Source organism: Stutzerimonas stutzeri, assembly GCF_024448985.1.
GTDB classification, from domain to species: Bacteria; Pseudomonadota; Gammaproteobacteria; order Pseudomonadales; family Pseudomonadaceae; genus Stutzerimonas; species Stutzerimonas stutzeri_AP.
Genome location: NZ_JAMOII010000011.1, coordinates 44,482 through 65,451 on the forward strand (window position 1 = coordinate 44,482; position 20,970 = coordinate 65,451).

Annotated in this window: 15 protein-coding genes; 7 read left to right on the forward strand and 8 right to left on the reverse strand. The window is 57.9% G+C overall.

What is annotated here, in order from left to right:
* Positions 1-171 precede the first annotated feature (171 nt).
* Positions 172-573 carry a hypothetical protein gene (locus NA647_RS13200; RefSeq protein ID WP_256058083.1) on the reverse strand — a complete coding sequence of 134 codons (402 nt, stop codon included), beginning with the start codon at positions 571-573 and terminating at the stop codon, positions 172-174.
* 239 nt (positions 574-812) lie between these two features.
* Between NA647_RS13200 and tig the strand changes: the two genes are divergently transcribed.
* The 6 genes from tig (at position 813) to NA647_RS13230 (ending at position 9,222) form a co-directional block, all read left to right on the forward strand.
* On the forward strand, positions 813-2,123 hold the full coding sequence (gene tig / locus NA647_RS13205) for a trigger factor (protein ID WP_256058084.1): 1,311 nt from the start codon (positions 813-815) through the stop codon (positions 2,121-2,123).
* 85 nt (positions 2,124-2,208) lie between these two features.
* Positions 2,209-2,847: an ATP-dependent Clp endopeptidase proteolytic subunit ClpP gene (gene clpP / locus NA647_RS13210; RefSeq protein WP_158189037.1), complete on the forward strand. Its 639-nt coding sequence runs from the start codon at positions 2,209-2,211 to the stop codon at positions 2,845-2,847.
* A gap of 98 nt (positions 2,848-2,945) precedes the next feature.
* The gene (clpX, locus tag NA647_RS13215) at positions 2,946-4,226 is read left to right on the forward strand and encodes an ATP-dependent Clp protease ATP-binding subunit ClpX (protein WP_131648641.1); all 1,281 of its coding nucleotides are present in this window, start codon (positions 2,946-2,948) and stop codon (positions 4,224-4,226) included.
* A gap of 128 nt (positions 4,227-4,354) precedes the next feature.
* The gene (lon, locus tag NA647_RS13220; RefSeq protein ID WP_256058086.1) at positions 4,355-6,751 is read left to right on the forward strand and encodes an endopeptidase La; all 2,397 of its coding nucleotides are present in this window, start codon (positions 4,355-4,357) and stop codon (positions 6,749-6,751) included.
* A gap of 134 nt (positions 6,752-6,885) precedes the next feature.
* A complete protein-coding gene (gene hupB / locus NA647_RS13225) occupies positions 6,886-7,158 on the forward strand; it encodes a nucleoid-associated protein HU-beta (RefSeq protein ID WP_003282502.1) in 273 nt (90 codons plus the stop codon).
* A 207-nt stretch (positions 7,159-7,365) separates the two neighbouring features.
* Entirely contained in the window at positions 7,366-9,222 is a 1,857-nt protein-coding gene (locus tag NA647_RS13230; protein WP_256058087.1) for a SurA N-terminal domain-containing protein, read from the forward strand.
* 59 nt (positions 9,223-9,281) lie between these two features.
* On the opposite strand, the gene fabI is transcribed toward NA647_RS13230, so the two are convergent.
* From fabI to NA647_RS13260, 6 genes are read right to left on the reverse strand one after another with little or no spacing between them, the layout of a single operon-like run.
* Positions 9,282-10,076 (reverse strand): enoyl-ACP reductase FabI, encoded by a 795-nt coding sequence (fabI, locus tag NA647_RS13235; protein ID WP_256058088.1) that lies wholly within the window; start codon positions 10,074-10,076, stop codon positions 9,282-9,284.
* Complete coding sequence (locus NA647_RS13240) at positions 10,057-11,703, reverse strand: ABC transporter ATP-binding protein (protein ID WP_256058089.1); 1,647 nt, start codon at positions 11,701-11,703, stop codon at positions 10,057-10,059. Before NA647_RS13240 ends, fabI begins: the two co-directional genes overlap by 20 nt.
* A gap of 1 nt (position 11,704) precedes the next feature.
* A complete protein-coding gene (locus NA647_RS13245; protein ID WP_256058090.1) occupies positions 11,705-12,724 on the reverse strand; it encodes an ABC transporter permease in 1,020 nt (339 codons plus the stop codon).
* Position 12,725: 1 nt separating this feature from the next.
* Positions 12,726-13,799: a microcin C ABC transporter permease YejB gene (locus tag NA647_RS13250; RefSeq protein WP_181103783.1), complete on the reverse strand. Its 1,074-nt coding sequence runs from the start codon at positions 13,797-13,799 to the stop codon at positions 12,726-12,728.
* A gap of 2 nt (positions 13,800-13,801) precedes the next feature.
* The gene (locus NA647_RS13255; protein WP_256058091.1) at positions 13,802-15,670 is read right to left on the reverse strand and encodes an extracellular solute-binding protein; all 1,869 of its coding nucleotides are present in this window, start codon (positions 15,668-15,670) and stop codon (positions 13,802-13,804) included.
* A complete protein-coding gene (locus NA647_RS13260; RefSeq protein WP_256058142.1) occupies positions 15,667-17,496 on the reverse strand; it encodes an extracellular solute-binding protein in 1,830 nt (609 codons plus the stop codon). The genes NA647_RS13255 and NA647_RS13260 overlap by 4 nt, the downstream gene beginning before the upstream one ends.
* 369 nt (positions 17,497-17,865) lie before the next feature.
* On the opposite strand from NA647_RS13260, the gene NA647_RS13265 reads away from it, so the two are divergent.
* On the forward strand, positions 17,866-19,311 hold the full coding sequence (locus tag NA647_RS13265) for an HDOD domain-containing protein (RefSeq protein WP_423836477.1): 1,446 nt from the start codon (positions 17,866-17,868) through the stop codon (positions 19,309-19,311).
* Between the two features lie 20 nt (positions 19,312-19,331).
* On the opposite strand, the gene NA647_RS13270 is transcribed toward NA647_RS13265, so the two are convergent.
* Positions 19,332-20,879 (reverse strand): LysM peptidoglycan-binding domain-containing protein, encoded by a 1,548-nt coding sequence (locus tag NA647_RS13270; protein WP_256058092.1) that lies wholly within the window; start codon positions 20,877-20,879, stop codon positions 19,332-19,334.
* Between the last annotated feature and the right edge of the window lie 91 nt (positions 20,880-20,970).

The following is a 20,970-nucleotide window of genomic DNA, read 5'->3' on the forward strand; positions in this document are numbered from 1 at the left end:
GGACGCGGCGAGCTGCGCAAGGTGGGCGCAGCGAATATCGAAGGGCGTCGCGAGCGCCGAGCGCCTTGTGAGCGAACGGCATGCCAGCCGCAGTGCGACTGGCCGAGCAACTATCGCAGAAGGTGTCATGGAGTGCTATTACCGGTTCTGGTTAGACGCAATGGCGGCTCATCAGGTATCGCGCAGCAAGTCCTGGGCGTTGAGCAGGCTGAAGGCGATTTCCGGCCGCTTCTGCAATGCCCGTCGAATCGCGGCGGGAATCGACTGGCGCGTTTTACGACACAGCCCAGGCAGCTCGGCTATCTCAACGCGGATGCCGCGCATGCTGCGCACTTCGTTGTGTCCCGGCGCGATCTCCACGCGAATGCCCAATTGCTGGTACATCCGCTGCTGCATGCGCTCGAGGTCGCCCAGGCTAGTCAGGTTCTCCAGCCGTTCCAGCAGCCGATTCTCTTCATGGAGGGTCAGGCGCAGGATGCGGGCATCGCTGTTGGGCGTGCCCAATAACTGCTCGCGGCCGCAAATGCAGGCGGCGGGCGGGCAGGATTGGCGAATCGGAACCGAGGCTGTCATTGCGCTGATCATAGTGAGCGTCGCATGGCGTTGCCTATCATTTTTATTGACCGTCGAGATGCCTGCGCCGCCGGGGCTTTGCCTGCATTTTTTCACTAACGGCGTCTTCGAACCTCCGGTCGAGGCTCCGTTCGGTTGACCGCTGACGATCGGGGTGACTTCTATGATTCGAGCCACTAGAATGCTTGCCCATTCTGGGGCCGGAACGCCGGCTTATGTCTGTGCAACGAGGAAAATCCATGCAAGTTTCTGTTGAAAGCACCTCCGCTCTTGAGCGCCGCATGACCATTGGCGTGCCGGTCGAGCGCATCGAGAACGAAGTCAACAAGCGTCTGCAACAGACCGCCAGCCGTGCAAAGATCCCAGGTTTCCGTCCCGGCAAGGTGCCGATGAGCGTCATTCGTCAGCGTTATGAGGCTGCCGCACGCCAGGAAGCGCTGGGCGATCTGATCCAGGCCACCTTTTACGAAGCCGTGGTGGCCGAGAAGCTGAATCCCGCCGGCGCGCCTGCCGTCGAGCCGAAAGTGTTCGAGAAGGGCAAGGATCTGGAATACGTCGCGACTTTCGAAGTTTTTCCCGAATTCAAGGTTGCCAGCTTCGAAGGCGTCGAGATCGAGCGCCTGCAAGCCGAAGTGGCAGATGCCGACGTCGACAACATGCTCGACATCTTGCGCAAGCAGAACACTCGTTTTGAAAAGGCCGACCGTGCTGCCGAAGACGGCGATCAGCTGAACATCGATTTCGTCGGCAAGATCGACGGTGAAGCCTTCGCCGGTGGTTCGGCGCAAGGCACCCAGCTCGTTCTGGGATCCGGTCGCATGATTCCGGGCTTCGAATCCGCGCTGGTTGGCGCCAAGGCCGGGGAAGAGCGGGTCATCACCCCGACTTTCCCGGAGGACTACCAGAATCTCGACCTCGCCGGTAAAACTGCTGAGTTCACCGTTACCGTCAACAGCGTCGAGGCTCCTCAGTTGCCGGAGCTGAACGAAGAGTTCTTCGCCCAGTTCGGTGTACAAGAAGGCGGCCTCGAAGGCTTCCGGGCCGAAGTGAAAAAGAACATGGAGCGCGAGCTGCGCCAAGCCATCAAGACCAAGGTCAAGAACCAGGTCATGGAAGGGCTGGTCAGTGCCAATCCGATCGAAGTCCCGAAAGCACTGATCGACAACGAAGTGAACCGTTTGCGCGTTCAGGCTGTTCAGCAATTCGGTGGCAACATCAAACCTGACCAACTGCCGGCCGAGCTGTTCGAAGAGCAGGCTAAGCGCCGCGTCGTGCTGGGTCTGATCGTTGCCGAAGTAGTCAAGCAGTACGAGCTCAAGCCTGATGATGCTCGCGTTCGCGAGCTGATCGAAGAAATGGCTTCCGCTTATCAAGAGCCGGAGCAGGTCGTGTCCTGGTACTACAAGAACGACGAGCAATTGAACGAAGTCCGTTCTGTTGTGCTCGAAGAACAAGTTGTAGATACTGTCCTGCAGCAGGCTAAAGTGACCGACAAATCGGTCTCCTACGAAGAAGCAGTGAAGCCTGCGGAAGCTCCGCAAGCTGCCTGAGTCTCTTCACCGTTTATATGCATTCATAAGCCAGCCTCGCGCTGGCTTATGTCTTTGCGGCATGACATAGGGAGTTTCGTTGGAAATGTCCGGCAATTCGTTTATGCAAGCACCAGATATCCAGGCGGCTGGCGGCCTGGTGCCGATGGTCATCGAGCAGTCAGCTCGTGGTGAGCGTGCGTATGACATCTATTCCCGTCTCCTGAAGGAGCGGGTGATTTTCATGGTCGGCCAAGTGGAAGATTACATGGCCAACCTGATCGTTGCGCAGATGCTGTTCCTCGAGGCGGAAAACCCCGAGAAGGATATTCACCTGTACATCAACTCCCCCGGTGGTTCGGTTACTGCAGGTATGTCGATCTACGACACAATGCAGTTCATCAAACCCGACGTTTCCACGATTTGCATCGGTCAGGCTTGCAGCATGGGCGCCCTGTTGCTGACGGGCGGCGCAGCGGGCAAGCGTTACTGCTTGCCGCATTCACGAATGATGATTCACCAGCCGCTGGGTGGTTTCCAGGGGCAGGCGTCTGACATTGAGATTCACGCCCGCGAAATTCTCACGATTCGCGAGCGATTGAACAAGGTAATGGCTGCGCACACTGGCCAGCCGATGGAAGTGATTGCGCGCGACACCGACCGTGACAACTTCATGAGTGGCGAAGAAGCAGTCAAGTACGGCCTGATTGACCAGGTCTTGGCCCAGCGGCAGATGGCAGTCTGATCACACCGCCCGGCGATATCCGGCTGTAGTGTGGGCTTGAAAAAGCCCACGATTGCCTTCATCTTGTGTTTCAAGCCTTCCCCGATTGGATCGATCGAATGACTGACACCCGCAACGGCGAGGATTCCGGCAAGCTGCTCTATTGCTCTTTCTGCGGCAAAAGCCAGCATGAAGTACGCAAGTTGATTGCCGGGCCCTCGGTCTTTATCTGCGACGAGTGCGTCGACCTGTGCAATGACATCATCCGTGAGGAGGTGCAAGAGGCACAGGCTGAAAGCAGCGCGCAAAAACTGCCTGCACCCAAAGAGATCAGCGGCATTCTCGACCAGTACGTCATTGGTCAGGAGCGCGCCAAGAAGATCTTGGCAGTGGCTGTGTACAACCATTACAAGCGACTCAATCAGCGCGACAAGAAAGAAGAAGTCGAACTGGGCAAAAGCAACATTTTGCTGATCGGGCCGACCGGTTCGGGCAAGACGCTGCTCGCCGAGACGCTTGCACGGCTGTTGAATGTGCCGTTCACCATTGCCGACGCCACCACCCTCACCGAGGCGGGTTACGTAGGCGAAGACGTTGAAAACATCATTCAGAAACTGTTGCAGAAATGCGATTACGATGTTGAGAAGGCTCAAATGGGCATTGTCTACATCGATGAGATCGACAAGATTTCCCGCAAGTCGGATAACCCTTCGATTACCCGTGATGTGTCGGGCGAAGGTGTACAGCAGGCACTGCTCAAACTGATCGAGGGTACGGTCGCTTCGGTACCGCCGCAGGGTGGTCGCAAGCATCCGCAGCAGGAGTTCCTGCAGGTAGATACGCGCAACATCCTGTTCATCTGTGGCGGTGCGTTCGCTGGTCTGGAGAAGGTTATCCAGGGCCGCTCGACCCAGGGCGGTATCGGCTTCAATGCCGAGGTTCGCAGCAAGGATCCTGGCAAGAAGATCGGTGAGTCGCTGCGTGCCGTGGAACCTGACGATTTGGTCAAGTTCGGCCTGATTCCAGAGTTCGTTGGTCGTCTGCCTGTCATCGCGACTCTCGATGAGCTGGACGAGGCGGCGCTGATTCAGATCCTGACCGAACCCAAGAATGCGCTGACCAAACAGTATGGGAAGTTGTTCGAACTCGAAGGCGTAGATCTCGAGTTCCGTACCGACGCACTCAAGGCCGTGGCTAGCCGTGCCTTGGAGCGCAAGACCGGAGCGCGCGGTCTGCGTTCGATCCTGGAGGGCGTGCTGCTCGATACCATGTATGAGATTCCTTCGCAGAAGGATGTCAGCAAGGTGGTCATCGACGAAAGCGTCATCGAAGGGACCTCCCAGCCGCTGCTTATTTACGAGAGCAGTGAGCCGCCTGCGAAGGCTGCGCCGGACGCGTAACGTAACAAGGGGCCTCCGGGCCCCTTTGCTTTTCTGCCGCCTCCTTGTTTTTTGCCCTGCGCGCCCTCATCTTGATTGCCAGGGTGTTTCCCCGTTCACCGCCGTATGGCCGTCGTAGAGCTGAATTTATGAAGACAACCATCGAATTGCCCCTTTTGCCGCTGCGCGACGTCGTGGTTTACCCGCACATGGTGATTCCGCTGTTCGTTGGCCGGGAAAAGTCCATCGAGGCGCTCGAGTCCGCCATGGCGGGTGACAAGCAGATCCTGCTGCTGGCCCAGAAGAACCCGGCTGATGACGATCCTGCTGAAGACGGGCTTTACCGTGTGGGCACGGTTGCGACCGTTCTGCAGTTGCTCAAGCTGCCGGACGGCACCGTCAAGGTTCTCGTCGAAGGCGAGCAGCGTGGTGTCATAGACCGCTTTTACGATGTGGACGACCATTGTCGTGCCGAGGTGTCGTTGATCGACGAGACCGGCATCGAAGAGCGCGAAGCGGAAGTTTTCACTCGCAGTCTGCTGAGTCAGTTCGAGCAGTACGTTCAGCTTGGCAAGAAGGTCCCTACCGAGGTGCTTTCATCACTTGCCAGCATTGATGAGCCGGCGCGTCTGGTCGATACCATGGCAGCGCACATGGCGCTCAAGATCGAGCAGAAACAGGCGATTCTCGAAATCATCGATTTACCGGCCCGGGTCGAGCACGTATTGGCGCTGCTTGATGCCGAAATCGATCTGCTTCAAGTAGAAAAGCGCATTCGTGGGCGCGTGAAGAAGCAGATGGAGCGTAGCCAGCGTGAGTACTATCTGAACGAGCAGATGAAGGCCATCCAGAAAGAGCTGGGCGATATCGACGAAGGTCATAACGAAATCGATGATCTGAAGAAGCGCATCGAGAACGCTGGCCTGAGCAAGGACGCCCACGCCAAGGCGACGGCCGAGCTGAATAAGCTCAAGCAGATGTCGCCGATGTCTGCCGAGGCGACTGTAGTTCGGACCTATATCGACTGGCTGATAAATGTGCCTTGGAAGGCTGCGAGCAAGGTGCGTCTGGATTTGACCAAGGCTGAGGAAGTGCTCGATGCCGACCACTACGGCCTCGAGGAAGTTAAAGATCGCATTCTTGAATACCTTGCGGTCCAGAAACGCGTGAAAAAGCTCAAGGGACCGGTGCTCTGCCTGGTCGGCCCGCCGGGCGTGGGTAAAACTTCGCTGGCGGAGTCCATTGCGCGCTCCACCAACCGTAAGTTCGTGCGGATGGCGCTGGGTGGGGTGCGGGACGAAGCCGAGATCAGAGGCCATCGGCGGACCTATATCGGTTCGATGCCTGGCCGGTTGATCCAGAAGATGAGCAAGGTCGGCGTGCGCAATCCGCTATTCCTGCTCGATGAGATCGACAAGATGGGCAACGACATGCGTGGCGATCCGGCGTCGGCGTTGCTTGAAGTGCTCGACCCAGAGCAGAACCATAATTTCAACGACCATTACCTCGAGGTCGACTATGACCTATCCGACGTAATGTTCCTGTGTACTGCGAATTCCATGAATATCCCGGCTCCCTTGCTGGATCGTATGGAGATAATCCGTCTTCCGGGGTACACCGAAGACGAGAAAATCAACATCGCGATTCGTTACTTGGTCCCGAAGCAGATACAGGCCAACGGACTGAAAAAGACCGAGCTGCTGTTCGAGGAAGAGGCGATCCGCGACATCATCCGTTATTACACCCGCGAGGCTGGCGTTCGCAGCCTGGAGCGTCAGGTGGCGAAGGTCTGCCGGAAAGTGGTCAAGGAACATGCTGCGGAGAAGAGCTTCGAGGTGAAGGTTACCGCCGAATCACTCGAGCACTTCCTTGGCGTTCGCAAGTTCCGCTACGGGCTTGCCGAGCAGCAGGATCAGGTGGGCCAGGTGACGGGCTTGGCCTGGACCCAGGTTGGCGGCGAGCTGCTGACGATTGAGGCCGCTGTGGTGCCCGGCAAGGGCCGGTTGACCAAGACGGGTTCGCTCGGTGATGTAATGGGCGAGTCGATCACCGCGGCGCTTACGGTCGTGCGTAGCCGAGCCAAAAGCCTGGGGATTCCGGTAGATTTTCATGAGAAGCAGGATATCCATATCCACGTGCCGGAAGGTGCAACACCCAAGGATGGACCTAGCGCGGGAATTGGAATGTGCACGGCGCTCGTGTCAGCGCTTACGCAGATTCCGGTTCGCGCCGAAGTTGCGATGACCGGAGAAATCACGTTGCGTGGTCAGGTATTGGCTATCGGTGGATTGAAAGAGAAACTGCTCGCTGCGCATCGGGGTGGAATCAAGACTGTGATCATTCCCGAAGAAAATCAGCGTGATCTGAAAGAGATTCCTGAGAATATTAAGCAGGACCTGCAGATTAAACCGGTGAAGTGGATTGACGAAGTCCTCCAAATTGCGCTGCAATACGCGCCGGAGCCCTTGCCCGATGCGGCTTCCGAGATTGTTGCAAAGGACGATAAGCGCGAGCCTGATTCCAAGGAGCGAATCAGCACGCATTAGTCTGAAAGGCTTTGTTGACACATTTTCGCCGGCCTTGATATAAGCCGGCCCCTTGTGTCGTCGCTATTTCGGCACCGCTTTGCTTACACCCAAAAAATTAAAGATACGACTCAACAGAAATAAGGGGACTTAGAGTGAACAAGTCGGAACTGATCGATGCCATCGCTGCATCTGCTGATATCCCGAAAGCTGTTGCTGGCCGCGCGCTGGATGCAGTGATTGAATCCGTCACTGGTGCTCTGAAGGCTGGTGATTCCGTGGTACTGGTTGGTTTCGGTACTTTCGCTGTCAAGGAGCGCGCCGCCCGCACTGGCCGTAACCCTCAGACCGGCAAGCCAATCAACATCGCCGCCGCCAAGATCCCAGGTTTCAAAGCCGGCAAAGCTCTGAAAGACGCTGTCAACTAAGCGTTTTCGATCCGGCCAGTTGTCAGTTAGCGCTGGCCCTGGCTTGGAGCGGTTAACCGAACAGGCTCGGCCTGTTGCGTTCGGGCCTGGGGGATAAGGTCCAACCGCTCCAAAGCTCCGAGAGGCGCATCCCTGGATGCGCCTTTCTTTTATTCGGATTCCACCCGCGCTGCAACGATCATTGCGCAGCTGACTCCTGGGGGACGCATGCTTCAGAACATCAGGGACAATTCACAAGGTTGGATTGCCAAAACCATCATCGGCATCATCGTTGTGCTGTTGGCGCTTACAGGCTTCGAGGCCATATTCAATAGTGCGGGCAACAGCCGAACTGCCGCCGAGGTCAATGGCGAAGAAATATCGCAGGATGAGCTCAACCAGGCAATGAACATGCAGCGCCGACAGCTGACCCAGCAGTTGGGAGGTGATTTCGACCCCTCACTTCTGGATGACAGGTTAGTTCGCGAATCATCTCTGCGAGCGCTGATTGATCGTGCGCTTTTGCTACAAGGCACTCGTGAAGCCGATTTCGCTTTCTCGGAGGCTGCGCTCGATCAGCTGATACTGCAGACGCCTGAATTTCTAGTCGACGGCGCTTTCAGCGCGTCACGGTTCGATCAGGTCATCCAGCAGATGGGCTATACCCGATTCCAGTTTCGTAAGCTGTTGAAGCAGGAAATGCTCATTGGGCAGCTGCGTGCCGGTATTTCTGGTTCCGGTTTCGTCACGGATGATCAGATTGAAGCCTTTGCTCGACTGGAACAGCAAACTCGCGATTTCGCCACCATTACCGTGCCGGCAGATACGACTGTGGTTGAAGTCAGTGACGATGAGGCGCGCGAGTACTACGAACAGAACACTGATCGTTTCCGCTCACCTGAGCAGGTTGTTCTTCAGTACGTTGAGCTGAAGAAGGAGTCGTTCTTCGATCAGGTTGATGTCTCGGACGAGCAAGTGACTAACCTCTATCAACAGCGCATCGCCAATCTTGCCGAGCAGCGCCGTGCCGCGCATATTCTGATCGAGGCAGATGGTTCCAGCGACGCTGAGGCCAAAGCGAAGATCGACGAAATTGCCAAGCGCTTGTCTGCTGGTGAGGATTTCGCGGCATTGGCCAAAGAAACCTCCGACGACCCGGGTTCGGCCAACGAAGGGGGCGATCTGGGCTTTGCCGGTCAGGGGGTCTATGACCCGGCGTTCGAAGAAGCGCTGTATGCGCTCGAAGAAGGACAGGTATCGGCTCCTGTCCGGTCTGACTTTGGTTGGCATCTGATCAAGCTGTTGGGTGTGCAATCGCCTGAAGTTCCTACGCTGGAAAGCATGCAACCGGAGCTGGTTCGTGAGCTCAAGGTGCAACAGGTCGAGCAGCGTTTCGTCGAAGCAACCAAGTTGTTGGAAGATACCGCGTTCGAATCCTCCGACCTCGCCCAGCCGGCTCAGGAGCTAGGCTTGTCCGTGCATACGACCGAGGCGTTCGGACGTGAGGGCGGTGGCAGCGGTGTTGCAGCCAATAGGCAGGTTATCCAGGCGGCGTTCAGCGAAGAAGTTCTCATAGATGGCGCCAACAGCAGTGTCATCGAACTGGATCCGGACACCGTTGTTGCGGTGCGTGTGAAGGAGCACCTACAACCGGAAGTGAAGCCGTTCGATGCAGTGAAAGACGACATCGTCGCTCAACTGCAGCGCAGCAAAGCGGCTGACCAGGCGCGTGAGGCAGGCGAGGCGCTAGTTGCCAGACTGCGCGAAGGCGTGCAGGCTGAGCAGCAATGGCAGGTGGTAGAGGCCGCTTCGCGCAACCATGAAGGCGTTGATCCGGCAGTGCTTCAGCAGGTGTTCCGGATGCCGAAGCCGGAGACGAATGAAACGCCGACTTACGGCAGCGTCCGGCTTTCCGGTGGGGACTTCGTAGTCGTTCGCCTAAGTGGAGTTAGCGAGCCGGAAGCCGAGCTGTCTGAAGAGGACAAGCAAAGCTATCGCCGCTTCCTGGCCTCGCGTAGTGGGCAGCAGGATTTCGCTGCCTACCGGCAGATGCTTCACGCCAACGCTGACATCGAAACCTTCTGATTCGATTCGCTCAGATGCAAAAAACCCGCACCTAGTGCGGGTTTTTTGTGGGCGTTGGTTCAGTCTTCGATCGCACCCATTGCGGTGGTATTGAAGCCACCGTCGACGTAGAGAATTTCACCACTGATACCGGAAGCGAGATCTGAGCAGAGGAACGCGCCGGCGTTGCCGACTTCGTCGATGGTGACGTTGCGACGCAGCGGTGTCTGCTTCTCGTTAGCTGCCAGCATTTTGCGGAAGCTCTTGATTCCAGAAGCCGCCAATGTGCGGATCGGGCCCGCCGATACGGCGTTGACACGGGTGCCTTCTGGCCCGAGGCTACCGGCCAGGTAGCGAACGCCTGCCTCAAGGCTGGCCTTGGCCATGCCCATCACGTTGTAGTTGGGCATGGTGCGCTCGGCGCCCAAATAGCTGAGGGTGAGGATGCTACCGTTGCGACCTTTCATCATCGGGCGACCGGCCTTGGCCAGCGCTACCAGACTGTAGGCACTGATATCGTGAGCGATCTTGAATCCCTCGCGAGTGGTGACGTCGGTGAAGTCACCGTCGAGCTGATCGCCCGGAGCGAAGCCGACCGAGTGAACGATACCGTCCAGGCCGTCCCATTTCTTGCCTAGCTCTTCAAAGACCCGGACGATCTCATCGTCGTTGGCAACGTCGCACGGGAAGCACAGCTCCGGACCTGAGCCCCAGCCGGCGGCGAACTCTTCGACGCGCCCCTTGAGCTTTTCGTTCTGATAGGTAAAAGCCAGCTCAGCGCCTTCGCGATGCATGGCGGCGGCGATACCCGAGGCGATCGACAATTTGCTGGCGACGCCAACAATCAGTACGCGCTTACCGGTAAGAAAACCCATGTGCTTGTCCCTCTTCTGGTTGTTCAGCCGCTGGCACCATGAAGGCGGATTCCAGCAACTGCTGTGTATATGGATGTTGGGGAGTGGTGAAGATAGCCTCGGCCACTCCCTGTTCAACGACCTTGCCTTGCTTGACGACCATCATCTGGTGGCTCAGCGCCCGTACCACCGCCAGATCGTGGCTGATGAACAGGTAGGTCAGGTTGTACTTGGCCTGTAGCGAGCGTAGTAGCTCCACGACTTGCCGCTGTACGGTTCTATCCAGGGCTGAGGTTGGCTCATCCAGCAGGATCAGCTCCGGCTTGAGCACCAGAGCCCTGGCTATCGCGATACGCTGCCGCTGGCCCCCGGAAAATTCGTGGGGATAGCGGTGGCGGCTCTCCGGGTCGAGCCCAACCTCGACCAGTGCATCGATAATCGCCTGCGCCTGTTCCTCAGCACTGCCCATTCCATGGATGCTAAGCCCTTCGCCAACAATCTGGCCGACCGACATTCGGGGGCTGAGACTACCGAATGGGTCTTGAAACACGACCTGCATTTGACGCCGCAACGGACGTACCGAACGTTGCGACATCTTCTCCAGTGCCTGACCCTGAAACCGGATCTCGCCATTGCTGGCTAATAGCCGCAGGATCGCAAGCCCCAACGTAGACTTCCCCGAGCCGCTTTCCCCGACGATGCCCAGCGTCTGGCCCTTAGGTAAGCTGAAGGTGACACCATCAACCGCTTTGATGTGATCGACGGTGTGCCTGAATAACCCTTTCTTGATAGGGAACCAGACGCGCAGATCATTCACTTCCAGCAACGTCGGAGACGATGCTTCAACGTTTACCGGATCGCCGCTAGGCTCCGCCGCAAGCAGCTCCCGGGTATAGGGGTGCTGGGGCGAACGAAACAATTCTTCGCAAGGCGCTTGTTCGACGACGCGACCGCTCTGCATGACACATACACGATGAGCGATTCGGCGAACGAGATTAAGATCATGGCTGATCAGCAACAGCGCCATGCCCAGGCGTGCCTGCAGATCCTTGAGCAGCTCCAGGATTTTCAGCTGGACCGTTACGTCCAGCGCTGTGGTCGGTTCGTCGGCGATGAGCAGTTCGGGTTCGTTCGCCAGCGCCATGGCGATCACCACACGTTGACGCTGACCGCCCGACAGTTCGTGCGGATAGGCCCGTATACGCTTGGCGGGTTCTGGAATGCCGACCAGTTCGAGAAGCTCGAGGGTGCGTGCCGTGGCGGCCTTGCCGTTGAGCCCCTTGTGAATCTGCAGCACTTCATTGATCTGTTTGCCAACGGTATGCAATGGGTTGAGCGACGTCATCGGCTCCTGGAACACCATCGCGATGCGGTCGCCACGTATGCCACGCATGCGTTTTTCGGTCGCTTTGAGCAGGTCTTCACCGGCGTAGCGGATTTCACCAGCTGGATGTTGGGCGAGCGGGTAGGGCAGCAGGCGCAGGATCGAATGAGCCGTGACGGACTTGCCGGAACCGCTTTCTCCCACCAGTGCCAGGGTCTCGCCCTTGCGGATATCGAAGCTAACACCTTCGACGACCCGCTGGACCCGGTCCCCGGTGACGAACTCGACGGCCAGATCGCGGACCTCTATCAGATTCTCAGCCATGCTATTTCCTTGGATCGAAGGCATCGCGAGCGGCCTCGCCGATGAATACCAGCAGAGTCAGCATGATGGCCAGCACCATGAATGCACTGATGCCAAGCCATGGCGCCTGCAGATTCGCTTTGCCTTGCGCCACCAGTTCACCCAGTGATGGGGCGCCAAGCGGCAGGCCGAAGCCAAGGAAGTCCAAAGCGGTTAGCGTGCCGATTGCTCCGGTCAGGATGAACGGCATGAAGGTCATGGTCGACACCATCGCATTCGGCAGGATGTGACGGAACATTATGACGCCGTTGCGCATGCCCAACGCCCGTGCAGCGCGGACGTATTCAAGGTTGCGTCCACGCAGGAACTCGGCCCGCACGACATCGACCAGGCTCATCCAGGAAAACAGCAGCATGATGCCGAGCAACCACCAGAAATTTGGCTGCACGAAGCTTGCAAGAATGATGAGTAGATAGAGCACCGGCAGTCCGGACCAGATTTCTAGTACCCGCTGTCCGACGAGATCCACCCAGCCACCGTAGAATCCCTGCAACGCGCCGGCGATCACGCCAATTATTGAGCTGATCAGCGTCAGGGTCAGGGCGAACAATACCGAGATGCGGAAACCGTAGATGATCCGGGCCAACACGTCGCGGCCCTGATCATCGGTACCCAACCAGTTACTCCATGACGGCGGGGCGGGCGCAGGCACCTGAAGGTCGTAATTGATGCTGGAGTGATGGAATGGAATCGGTGGCCAGATCATCCAGCCGTCCTTCTTTTCGATCAGCTCCTGGATGTACGGCCCCTTGTAATCGGCCTGCAGCGGGAATTCGCCGCCGAACACCGTCTCCGGATAACGTTCGAATACGGGGAAATACCAGCCGCCGTCGAAGCGCACTACGATCGGCTTGTCGTTGGCAATCAGTTCGGCACCGAGACTCAGCACGAACAGGGTGAGAAATATCCAAAGCGACCACCAGCCGCGCTTGTGGGCTTTGAACAGGGCGAAGCGGCGCTGATTCAGCGGCGACAGCTGCATCTCAGGCCTCCCTGCTTTCGAAGTCGATTCGTGGATCGACCAATGTATAGGTCAGATCACCGATCAGCTTGACCACCAAGCCGAGCAGGGTGAACAGAAAGAGGGTGCCGAACACGACGGGATAGTCGCGGTTGATGGCAGCTTCGAAGCTGAGCAGGCCAAGGCCATCGAGGGAAAAGATCACTTCGATCAACAGCGAACCGGTGAAGAACATACCGATAAAGGCGGCAGGAAAACCCGCGATGATGATCAGCATTGCGTTGCGAAAGACATGACCGTAGAGCACGCGATTTTTGCTCAGGCCCTTGGCCCGCGCTGTGATCACGTACTGCTTGTTGATTTCGTCGAGAAAGCTGTTTTTCGTCAGCAGGGTCAGGGTCGCGAAGTTGCCGATGACCAGAGCCGTGACCGGAAGCGCCAAGTGCCAGAAGTAGTCGAGAATCTTGCCGCCCAGCGTCAGCTCGTCGAAATTGCCCGAAGACAGTCCTCGCAACGGAAACCAGTTCCAGTAGCTGCCACCGGCAAACAGCACGATCAGCAGGATGGCGAACAGAAATGCCGGTATCGCATAGCCAATGATGATCGCCGAACTGGTCCAGACATCGAACGGGCTGCCATGACGAGTCGCCTTGGCGATACCCAGCGGTATCGACGCCAGATACATGATCAGCGTGCTCCATAGCCCCAGCGAGATCGACACCGGCATCTTTTCGATGATCAGATCGGTCACCTTGGCGTCACGGAAGAAGCTTTCGCCGAAATCCAGGCGCAGATAGTTGCTGAGCATGATCCAGAAACGTTCCGGTGCCGGTTTGTCGAAGCCGTACAGACGTTCGATCTCAGCGATCAGGTCGGGGTCCAGTCCTTGTGCACCCCGATAGCTATTGCTGCCGGTAGCCACTTCAGAGCCACCGCCTGCAATGCGGCTCGTCGCGCCTTCGAACCCTTCGAGTTTGGCGATCGCCTGCTCGACCGGCCCCCCAGGCGCAGCCTGGATGATGATGAAGTTAATCAGCAGGATGCCGAACAGGGTGGGAATGATCAGCAGCAGACGCCGGAAAATGTACGCCAGCATGCCTATCGCTCCGCCGCACGGGTGGAGTCGCTGGCGTCTGATTCTGTGATTGGCTCTTGCGGATCGGGACTGTCGACGTTGGGCTTGTGCCACCATGTCATCAGGCCGATATCGTAACGAGGTGTCGTTTCCGGGTGAGCCAGATGATTCCAGTACGCCACGCGCCAGGTCTTGATGTGCCAGTTCGGAATCACGTAGTGCCCCCAAAGCAGTACGCGATCCAATGCGCGGGTGCGGGTGATCAGCTCTTCACGCGAGTCGGCGGCGATCAGCTTATCCACCAGAGTATCGATGGCTGGGTCCTTCAGCCCAATGAAGTTGCGGCTGCCGGGATTGTCCGCACTCGCTGAATGCCAATACTCGCGCTGTTCGTTACCCGGAGAGCTGGACTGGCCGAAACCGCTTACGATCATGTCGTAGTCGCGCGAGCGCAACCGGTTGATGTATTGCGATACGTCGACCCGGCGGATCTCTAGCTCGATCCCCAGACCGGCAAGGTTGCGCTTGTACGGAAGCAGCACCCGTTCGAAGTCGGCCTGTACCAGCAGAAACTCCAGCTTTACCGGCTTGCCCTCGGCATCCACCATACGATCGTTTTCAATTTTCCAGCCTGCATCAGTGAGCAGCTCGTATGCGCGGCGCTGCTGCTCTCGGATCATGCCGTCGGCGTTGGTCTGGGGCAGCTCGAAGGGTTTTTCGAACACCTCTTCGGGTATCTGGCCACGCAGGGGTTCGAGAATGCTCAGCTCGTTCTCGCTCGGCATGCCCGAGGAGGCGAGCTCCGAATTGTCGAAGTAGCTGGTCGTGCGGGTATAGGCGCCGTTGAACAGCTGGCGATTGGTCCATTCAAAATCGAACAGCAGCGCCAGGGCTTCTCGAACCCTGATGTCCTGAAGGTGTTGTCGGCGGGTATTGAAGATGAAGCCCTGCATGCCTTGCGGATTGTGATTGGCGATCTCGTCCTTGATGATCCGCCCGTCTCGGACTGCGTCGGTATCGTAGGCGGTCGCCCAGTTCTTCGCGCTGGTTTCCAGCCAGTAATCGAAATGTCCGGCCTTGAAGGCCTGCAGCGCTACGGTGTTGTCGCGGTAGTAATCGTGGTGCACATGGTCGAAGTTGTAGAGGCCGCGGTTGACGCCCAGGTCCTTGCCCCAATAGTCCTCGACACGGGCATAGCGCACCGAGCGCCCAGCTTCCGCGCGTTCGATTCGATAGGGGCCACTGCCTAGCGGCGGCTCCATACTGCCGGAGGTGAAGTCCCGTTCGGCCCACCAGTGCTTCGGCAGGACCGGGAGTTGTCCGAGAATCAGCGGCAGTTCGCGGTTGCCGCCATGCTTGAAGTCGAAACGCACGCGACGTGGGCTTTCTACCACGGCTTTCTCAACGTCGGCGTAGTAGCCACGGTAGTGCGGCGCGCCCTGGCTGATCAGCGTCTCGAAGGTGAATACGACATCTTCCGCCTCAACCGGCTCGCCGTCGTGAAAGCGCGCTTCGGGCCGCAGATGGAAGCGAACCCACTCGTTGTTCGGACCCTTCTCGATCCTTTCGGCAAGCAGGCCATAAACCGTGAAGGGCTCATCCAGGCTGTTGGTCGTCAGAGTGTCGTAGATGAGCCCGATGTCGTCCGCGGCGACTCCTTTATTGATGAAGGGGTTGAGCGAGTCGAAGCCGCCGAAGCCGGCCTGCCGAAGGGTGCCGCCCTTGGGGGCGTCGGGATTGACGTAGTCGAAATGGGAGAAGTCCGCAGGATACTTGGGCGGCTCATCATATAGCGTCAGCGCGTGTCGGGGCGCCGCTTGCGCAACGCCCAGAAGACATAGCGCGGCAAGGACTCCTGCATGCAGGATCGATAATCGCGTGTTTCTTGTCATTGAGCCTTCTCCAGATCCTTCAGCCACCAGGCACGCAACCCGAGAGTGTAGGGCGGGGTGGTGACATGGGCGAACCGATTGCGATACGCCAGGCGGTGGTAACTGATGTACCAGTTGGGGATGGTGTAGTGATTCCAGAGCAAAACGCGGTCGATGGCGCGCGCGGCGGCGATCTGCTCTTCCCGGGTTTTGGCCGTTAGCAATTTGGCGATCAGATCATCGACCATCGGGTTGGCGATGCCGGCGTAATTGCGGCCTCCTTTGACGTTCATCTGGCTGGAATGGAAATACAGCCACTGCTCCAGCCCAGGGCTGAGGCTCTGGCCCAGCGTTGTCAAAATCATGTCGTAGTCGTACTGATCCAGGCGCTGCTTATACTGCGCGCTATCAACGGTACGCAAGCGAGCCTGTACGCCAATGCGAGCTAGATTTTCCACGTAGGGCTGAAGAATGCGCTCGAGTCGCGGATTGACGAGCAGAATCTCGAACCGGAAAGCGCGGCCTGAGTGGTCGTGAAGACCATCAGCCGTCAGTTTCCAGCCAGCTTGATCGAGTAGGTTGAGCGCTTCGCGCAAGGTGTCGCGTGGAATACCGCGCCCGTCCGTTTTTGGCAGTTCGAAGGGTTCGGTGAATAGTTCGGCGGGCAACTGGTCGCGGAAAGGCGACAACAGCAACCATTCACCTCCTTTCGGTGTGCCGGTCGCCGCGAAGTCGCTGTTCGGATAGTAGCTCTCGCTGCGCTGATAAGCGCCATAGAACAGCGCGCGGTTGGTCCATTCAAAATCGAACATCATGCCCAAGGCCTGACGAACCCTGATGTCGGCAAAGCTCTGCCTGCGCCCGTTCATGAACAGCGCCTGCGTCTGGGTGGGGATCTGATGCGGGATTTCGGCGCGGATCACGTCACCGCGCAGAACAGCAGGAAACTGATAGCCGTTGGCCCAGTTCTTCGCCTGGTGTTCGATGTAGAAGTCGAATTCGCCGACCTTGAATGCTTCGAATGCCACCGTGCTGTCGCGATAGAACTCGATGTCGACCCGATCGAAATTGTACTTGCCGCGGTTGGCTGGAAGTTCTGCCCCCCACCAGTTCTTCACTCGCTCGAAGGTCACTCGGCGTCCCGGTTGCACGTCGCTGATGCGGTACGGGCCGCTACCCAGTGGTGGCTCGAATGTCGTGGCGCGGAAGTCGCGGTCTTTCCAATAATGTTGCGGCAGTATCGGTAATTCGCCGAGGCGCATGATCAGCAGCGGATTGCCGGGCCTGTCGAATACAAAGCGAATCCGGTGGCGGTTGAGTATGTCGACGCGCGCGATGCCTTGCAGATCGGTGCGAAAGCGCGGATGACCATCCTTGATCAGCAAACGATAGGAAAAGGCTACGTCATAAGCTGTGATCGGTTGGCCATCATGAAAGCGAGCCGAGTCGCGCAGATTGAATACCACCCAGCTATGGTTGTCGCTGTACTCGATGGTTTCGGCGATAAGCCCGTAGGCCGAAGCAGACTCATCGCCGGAAGGATCATAAATGCCCGTTCCGACCATTAACGGTTCGTTCAGCTCACTAATGCCATATTGGAAGAACCCTGGCGTCGCGGTCGGGCTGGTCCCTTTGAAAGTGTAGGGGTTGAGCGTGTCGAACGTGCCCGAGGCCATCAAACGTACATGGCCCCCCTTAGGGGCATCGGGATTCACCCAGTCGAAGTGGGTGAAGTCTTTCGCATACTTGAGGGTGCCGAACTGGGCATAACCGTGGCTTTCGCTGATGGTCGCGAACGACGGAAAGCTAAATCCCAGGCAGCTCAATAACAATAGGATGGGTCGCATCAAACGGTGAATCCGATCCATGGCGCTTTCGGTCTTTTCGGCCGGGTACAGTAACAGCTTGTATCCGCTGGAAAAAGGCCGGCCATCTGGGCACACTGCCCGCTATTAGCTGCCGTGGCGTCAGGCGCTGTTGACGTTTCGTTCGCGGCCGCGCCGAAGCCAGTTTTTGCGCGAGGCAAGGCACGAGGAGTGAAGTTTGGTCGTTCCAAATAAGCGACGAGAAACGCCGCAAATGGCGCCATGCGGCGTTGCGGGACTTGGAAAGGGAGCATCCATTACCTGCGTCCCGCGCCTGGCCTTGCGCCATTTGGCGCAGCAACGCGGCTCGCGACGAAACGTCAACAGACCCCTCGGTGAGGTCGCAAAATCTTGAGTGAAACTAGCTACGGTTTGCAGGCGTGGATAGACCGCTTGAACCAGTCCGAGTTACCGGCACTGGCGACGGTCGTGCAGGAGCTGCAGCGCCTCACGGGGCAGCAGCATGCCTCTGTGCAACAACTTGCCGACGTCCTGCTGCGCGACGCCGCGCTGACGGCCAAGGTGCTTCGGGTTGGCAATAGCAGCTATTACAACCCGTCCCAGGAAACCATCAAGACCATTTCTCGCGCGATCGTCATGATCGGCTTCGATAATGTCCGTTCGATCAGTCTTTCAGTCAGTCTCATCGATGGGCTAATGGATCGCGCGCCGCGCCAGCAGCTGAAGGAACTGTTGGCACGGTCGTTTCACGCTGCGGTGCAGGCGCGCAATATAGCCGGTTACGTACTGGCGAAACATGAGGAAGAAGTGTTCATCGCGGCGTTACTGCATGAGGTCGGCGAGCTTGCCTTTTGGGGTTGCGGTGGTGTGCAGGCCGATGAGCTCGCAGAGGCTCTGGCGGCCCGCGACACTGATCATGAGCAGGCGGTTGAAGGCGTGCTCGGCACCAGTTTCCGCCAGTTGAATCTCGGAATGATCAAAAGCTGGAATATCGGAGAGCTCGCCAGCCTGGCTCATGGTTCAACTAATCTGCGGGATCCAGCTGTGCATTCGATCAGCCTGGGGGTGCGCATTGGCGGGGCTGCGCTGGACGGATGGGGCAGTCCCAGAATGGATGAATTGGTCAGTGAGCTGGCCGAGTTTTGCGGCATATCCGAGGCGGATGCGATGCAGCAAATCTTTGCGAGCGCCGATGAAGCAGTCAAGATCGCGACGACTTTCGGCGCCAGTCGACTAAGCAAGCTGATCCCATCAACCGACCCCGAACAAGTGCGGCTGCAGCAGGCGCAGCGTAGAACGAGCCACTTGCAACCCAATCTGTTGTTGATGCAACAGACCATGCAGGATCTCGGAATGATGGCGTCCGGCCAGGGCGACGTCGCGTTGATCCTCGACGCTTTACTCAAAGGCTTGCATGAGGGCGCCGGGTTGGAGCGCGTGATGCTGACTGTTCTTGCGGATCGACAAACGACGTTTCGTGCCAAATGCGTCGTTGGGGAACAGACACAGCCTTGGCTCGAAACCTTCGTCCTGCCTATCGAGCCGTCGAGCCAGACGCACATATTCAGTTACGTGCTTCGCCAACGTCAGCCGCTATGGATGGGCGTGCCGGCAAGCTACAAACTCGATGAATTGGTCACATTGCCGCTTCGGCAGCAGTTGGGCAAAGGCATGTTCTTCATTGCACCGATCATGGCGGGTACGCGTGAAATCGGTGTGCTCTACGCTGATAGCCGGATAACCGGCCGAGCGTTGAAACATGAGCAGTTCGTGGCTTTTCAACGATTCGCCCAACTGGCCGGACGCTGTCTCGAGGCGCTGAGCAGGCGCGGCTGAAAAGGCGCGCCTGCCATGCCTTATTGAGAGAGGTACAAGGTCAGGGTTTGCCCCGGTTTGAGCATCGCGCTATCCCTGGGATTCCAAATCTTCAGATTATTGATCTGAACGTTGAAACGCTTGGCAATCTCGTAAAGCGAATCACCTTTCTTGACTTTGTAATAAGTCGGTGCGGATTTAGCACGCTGATTGCTACCGGCTGCCTGAAGAAATAGCGCCTGGCCCACTTTGATATTACTTCCCGATAGGTTGTTCCAGCGCTGCAGGTCACCTACCGAGACGTTCTGTGTCTTGGCGATATCCCAGAGATTGTCGCCCTTGCGGACTCGGTAGCTGCGCGGAGCTGGCTGGCTTCTCGCAACGGCATGCAGCAGTTCTCGAGACTGTCCTGTACCAACCGATTGAGGAATGCTCAGCACTTGCCCGATTTGCAAGCGATCACTTCGAAGGCGGTTGATGTCACGAATGATATTGACCGAGAGGCGATGCCTGTTGGCGATCGCTCCGAGCGTGTCGCCGGGGCGCACCTTGTATTGCTGCCAGTCAACCAAATCCTGTGGCTTCATCAATGCCAGGTTGGCCGAGAACATCTCGACCTTGTCACTCGGGACCAGGAGGTGCTGCGGACCATCCAGTGTGATGCGGCGGGTAAACGCCGGGTTCAACTGGTAGATCTCGTCTTCCTCCATGTTCGCCATTTCGGCGACTCTCGCGAGATCCATGCGTTGCTTGAGTGCGACGACTTCGAAGTAGGGTTCGTTGGCGATCGGGTTCAGATTGAGGCCGTATGCTTCGGGGCTCTGCACCATCTGCGAAAGCGCCAGCAGTTTTGGCACGTAATCGCGCGTTTCTTGGGGCAGGGGCAGATTCCAGTAGTCGGTCGGCAAGCCGAGTTTCTGGTTGCGCTCGATCGCTCGGCTGACGGTTCCTTCGCCTGCGTTGTAGGCCGCAAGGGCCAGCAGCCAGTCGTCGTTGAACAGGCCATGCAGATAGGTCAGGTAGCGCAACGCTGCGGCGGTGGAGGCGGTAATGTCGCGCCTGCCGTCATACCAGCTGGTTTGCTGCAGGTTGAAGTGCCGGCCAGTAGCGGGAATGAACTGCCATAGACCCATGGCCTTGGCTGGGGAGTACGCGAACGGGTTATAGGCGCTCTCGATTATCGGCAGCAGTGCCAGCTCGAGCGGCATGTCGCGCTCTTCCAGCTGCTCGACGATGTAGTGGATGTAAGGACTGCCTCGCTCGCTAGCGATCTCGATGGAGTTCGTCCGGCTGGAGAACAGGAGGCGCTGCTGCTCGATACGCGGATTGCTGCCCAGATAATCCTGGAGCTTGAATCCATGTCTGATGCGATCCCAAACGTCGGAATGCGTCGGTACGGCAGGTGCCTGGGTGAGCCACAGTGTTTCTTGTACCTGTGGCACCGCTCGCGTCTGGATATCGCTGCCGGTCGGCGCACGCGGCGCGGTGCTCTGGCAGCCCGTAATAGCGAGACAGATTGCTAGCGCCAGGGCCCGGCCGGAGGCTGCCAAGGCGTCCGGATGAGGGCTGTTCGAAGAGTCAGACGGCATTGGCTGAAGGGTTCCCTTGGCGCAAATTCGAGGGAGTGTAGGAATGCCGTTCCGGTGGGTCAACCCGACGAGCCTGTTTTTGGGGAATGGT

What these genes read in the sequence shown, in the direction of transcription:
- clpP (WP_158189037.1), top strand. Translation starts at nt 2,209, where the DNA reads ATGTCCGGCAATTCGTTTATGCAAGCACCAGATATCCAGGCGGCTGGC.
- NA647_RS13245 (WP_256058090.1), bottom strand. Translation starts at nt 12,724, where the DNA reads ATGCAGCTGTCGCCGCTGAATCAGCGCCGCTTCGCCCTGTTCAAAGCC.
- NA647_RS13270 (WP_256058092.1), bottom strand. Translation starts at nt 20,879, where the DNA reads ATGCCGTCTGACTCTTCGAACAGCCCTCATCCGGACGCCTTGGCAGCC.
- lon (WP_256058086.1), top strand. Translation starts at nt 4,355, where the DNA reads ATGAAGACAACCATCGAATTGCCCCTTTTGCCGCTGCGCGACGTCGTG.
- NA647_RS13200 (WP_256058083.1), bottom strand. Translation starts at nt 573, where the DNA reads ATGACAGCCTCGGTTCCGATTCGCCAATCCTGCCCGCCCGCCGCCTGC.
- NA647_RS13250 (WP_181103783.1), bottom strand. Translation starts at nt 13,799, where the DNA reads ATGCTGGCGTACATTTTCCGGCGTCTGCTGCTGATCATTCCCACCCTG.
- NA647_RS13255 (WP_256058091.1), bottom strand. Translation starts at nt 15,670, where the DNA reads ATGACAAGAAACACGCGATTATCGATCCTGCATGCAGGAGTCCTTGCC.
- tig (WP_256058084.1), top strand. Translation starts at nt 813, where the DNA reads ATGCAAGTTTCTGTTGAAAGCACCTCCGCTCTTGAGCGCCGCATGACC.
- fabI (WP_256058088.1), bottom strand. Translation starts at nt 10,076, where the DNA reads ATGGGTTTTCTTACCGGTAAGCGCGTACTGATTGTTGGCGTCGCCAGC.
- NA647_RS13240 (WP_256058089.1), bottom strand. Translation starts at nt 11,703, where the DNA reads ATGGCTGAGAATCTGATAGAGGTCCGCGATCTGGCCGTCGAGTTCGTC.
- NA647_RS13260 (WP_256058142.1), bottom strand. Translation starts at nt 17,496, where the DNA reads ATGCGACCCATCCTATTGTTATTGAGCTGCCTGGGATTTAGCTTTCCG.
- clpX (WP_131648641.1), top strand. Translation starts at nt 2,946, where the DNA reads ATGACTGACACCCGCAACGGCGAGGATTCCGGCAAGCTGCTCTATTGC.
- NA647_RS13230 (WP_256058087.1), top strand. Translation starts at nt 7,366, where the DNA reads ATGCTTCAGAACATCAGGGACAATTCACAAGGTTGGATTGCCAAAACC.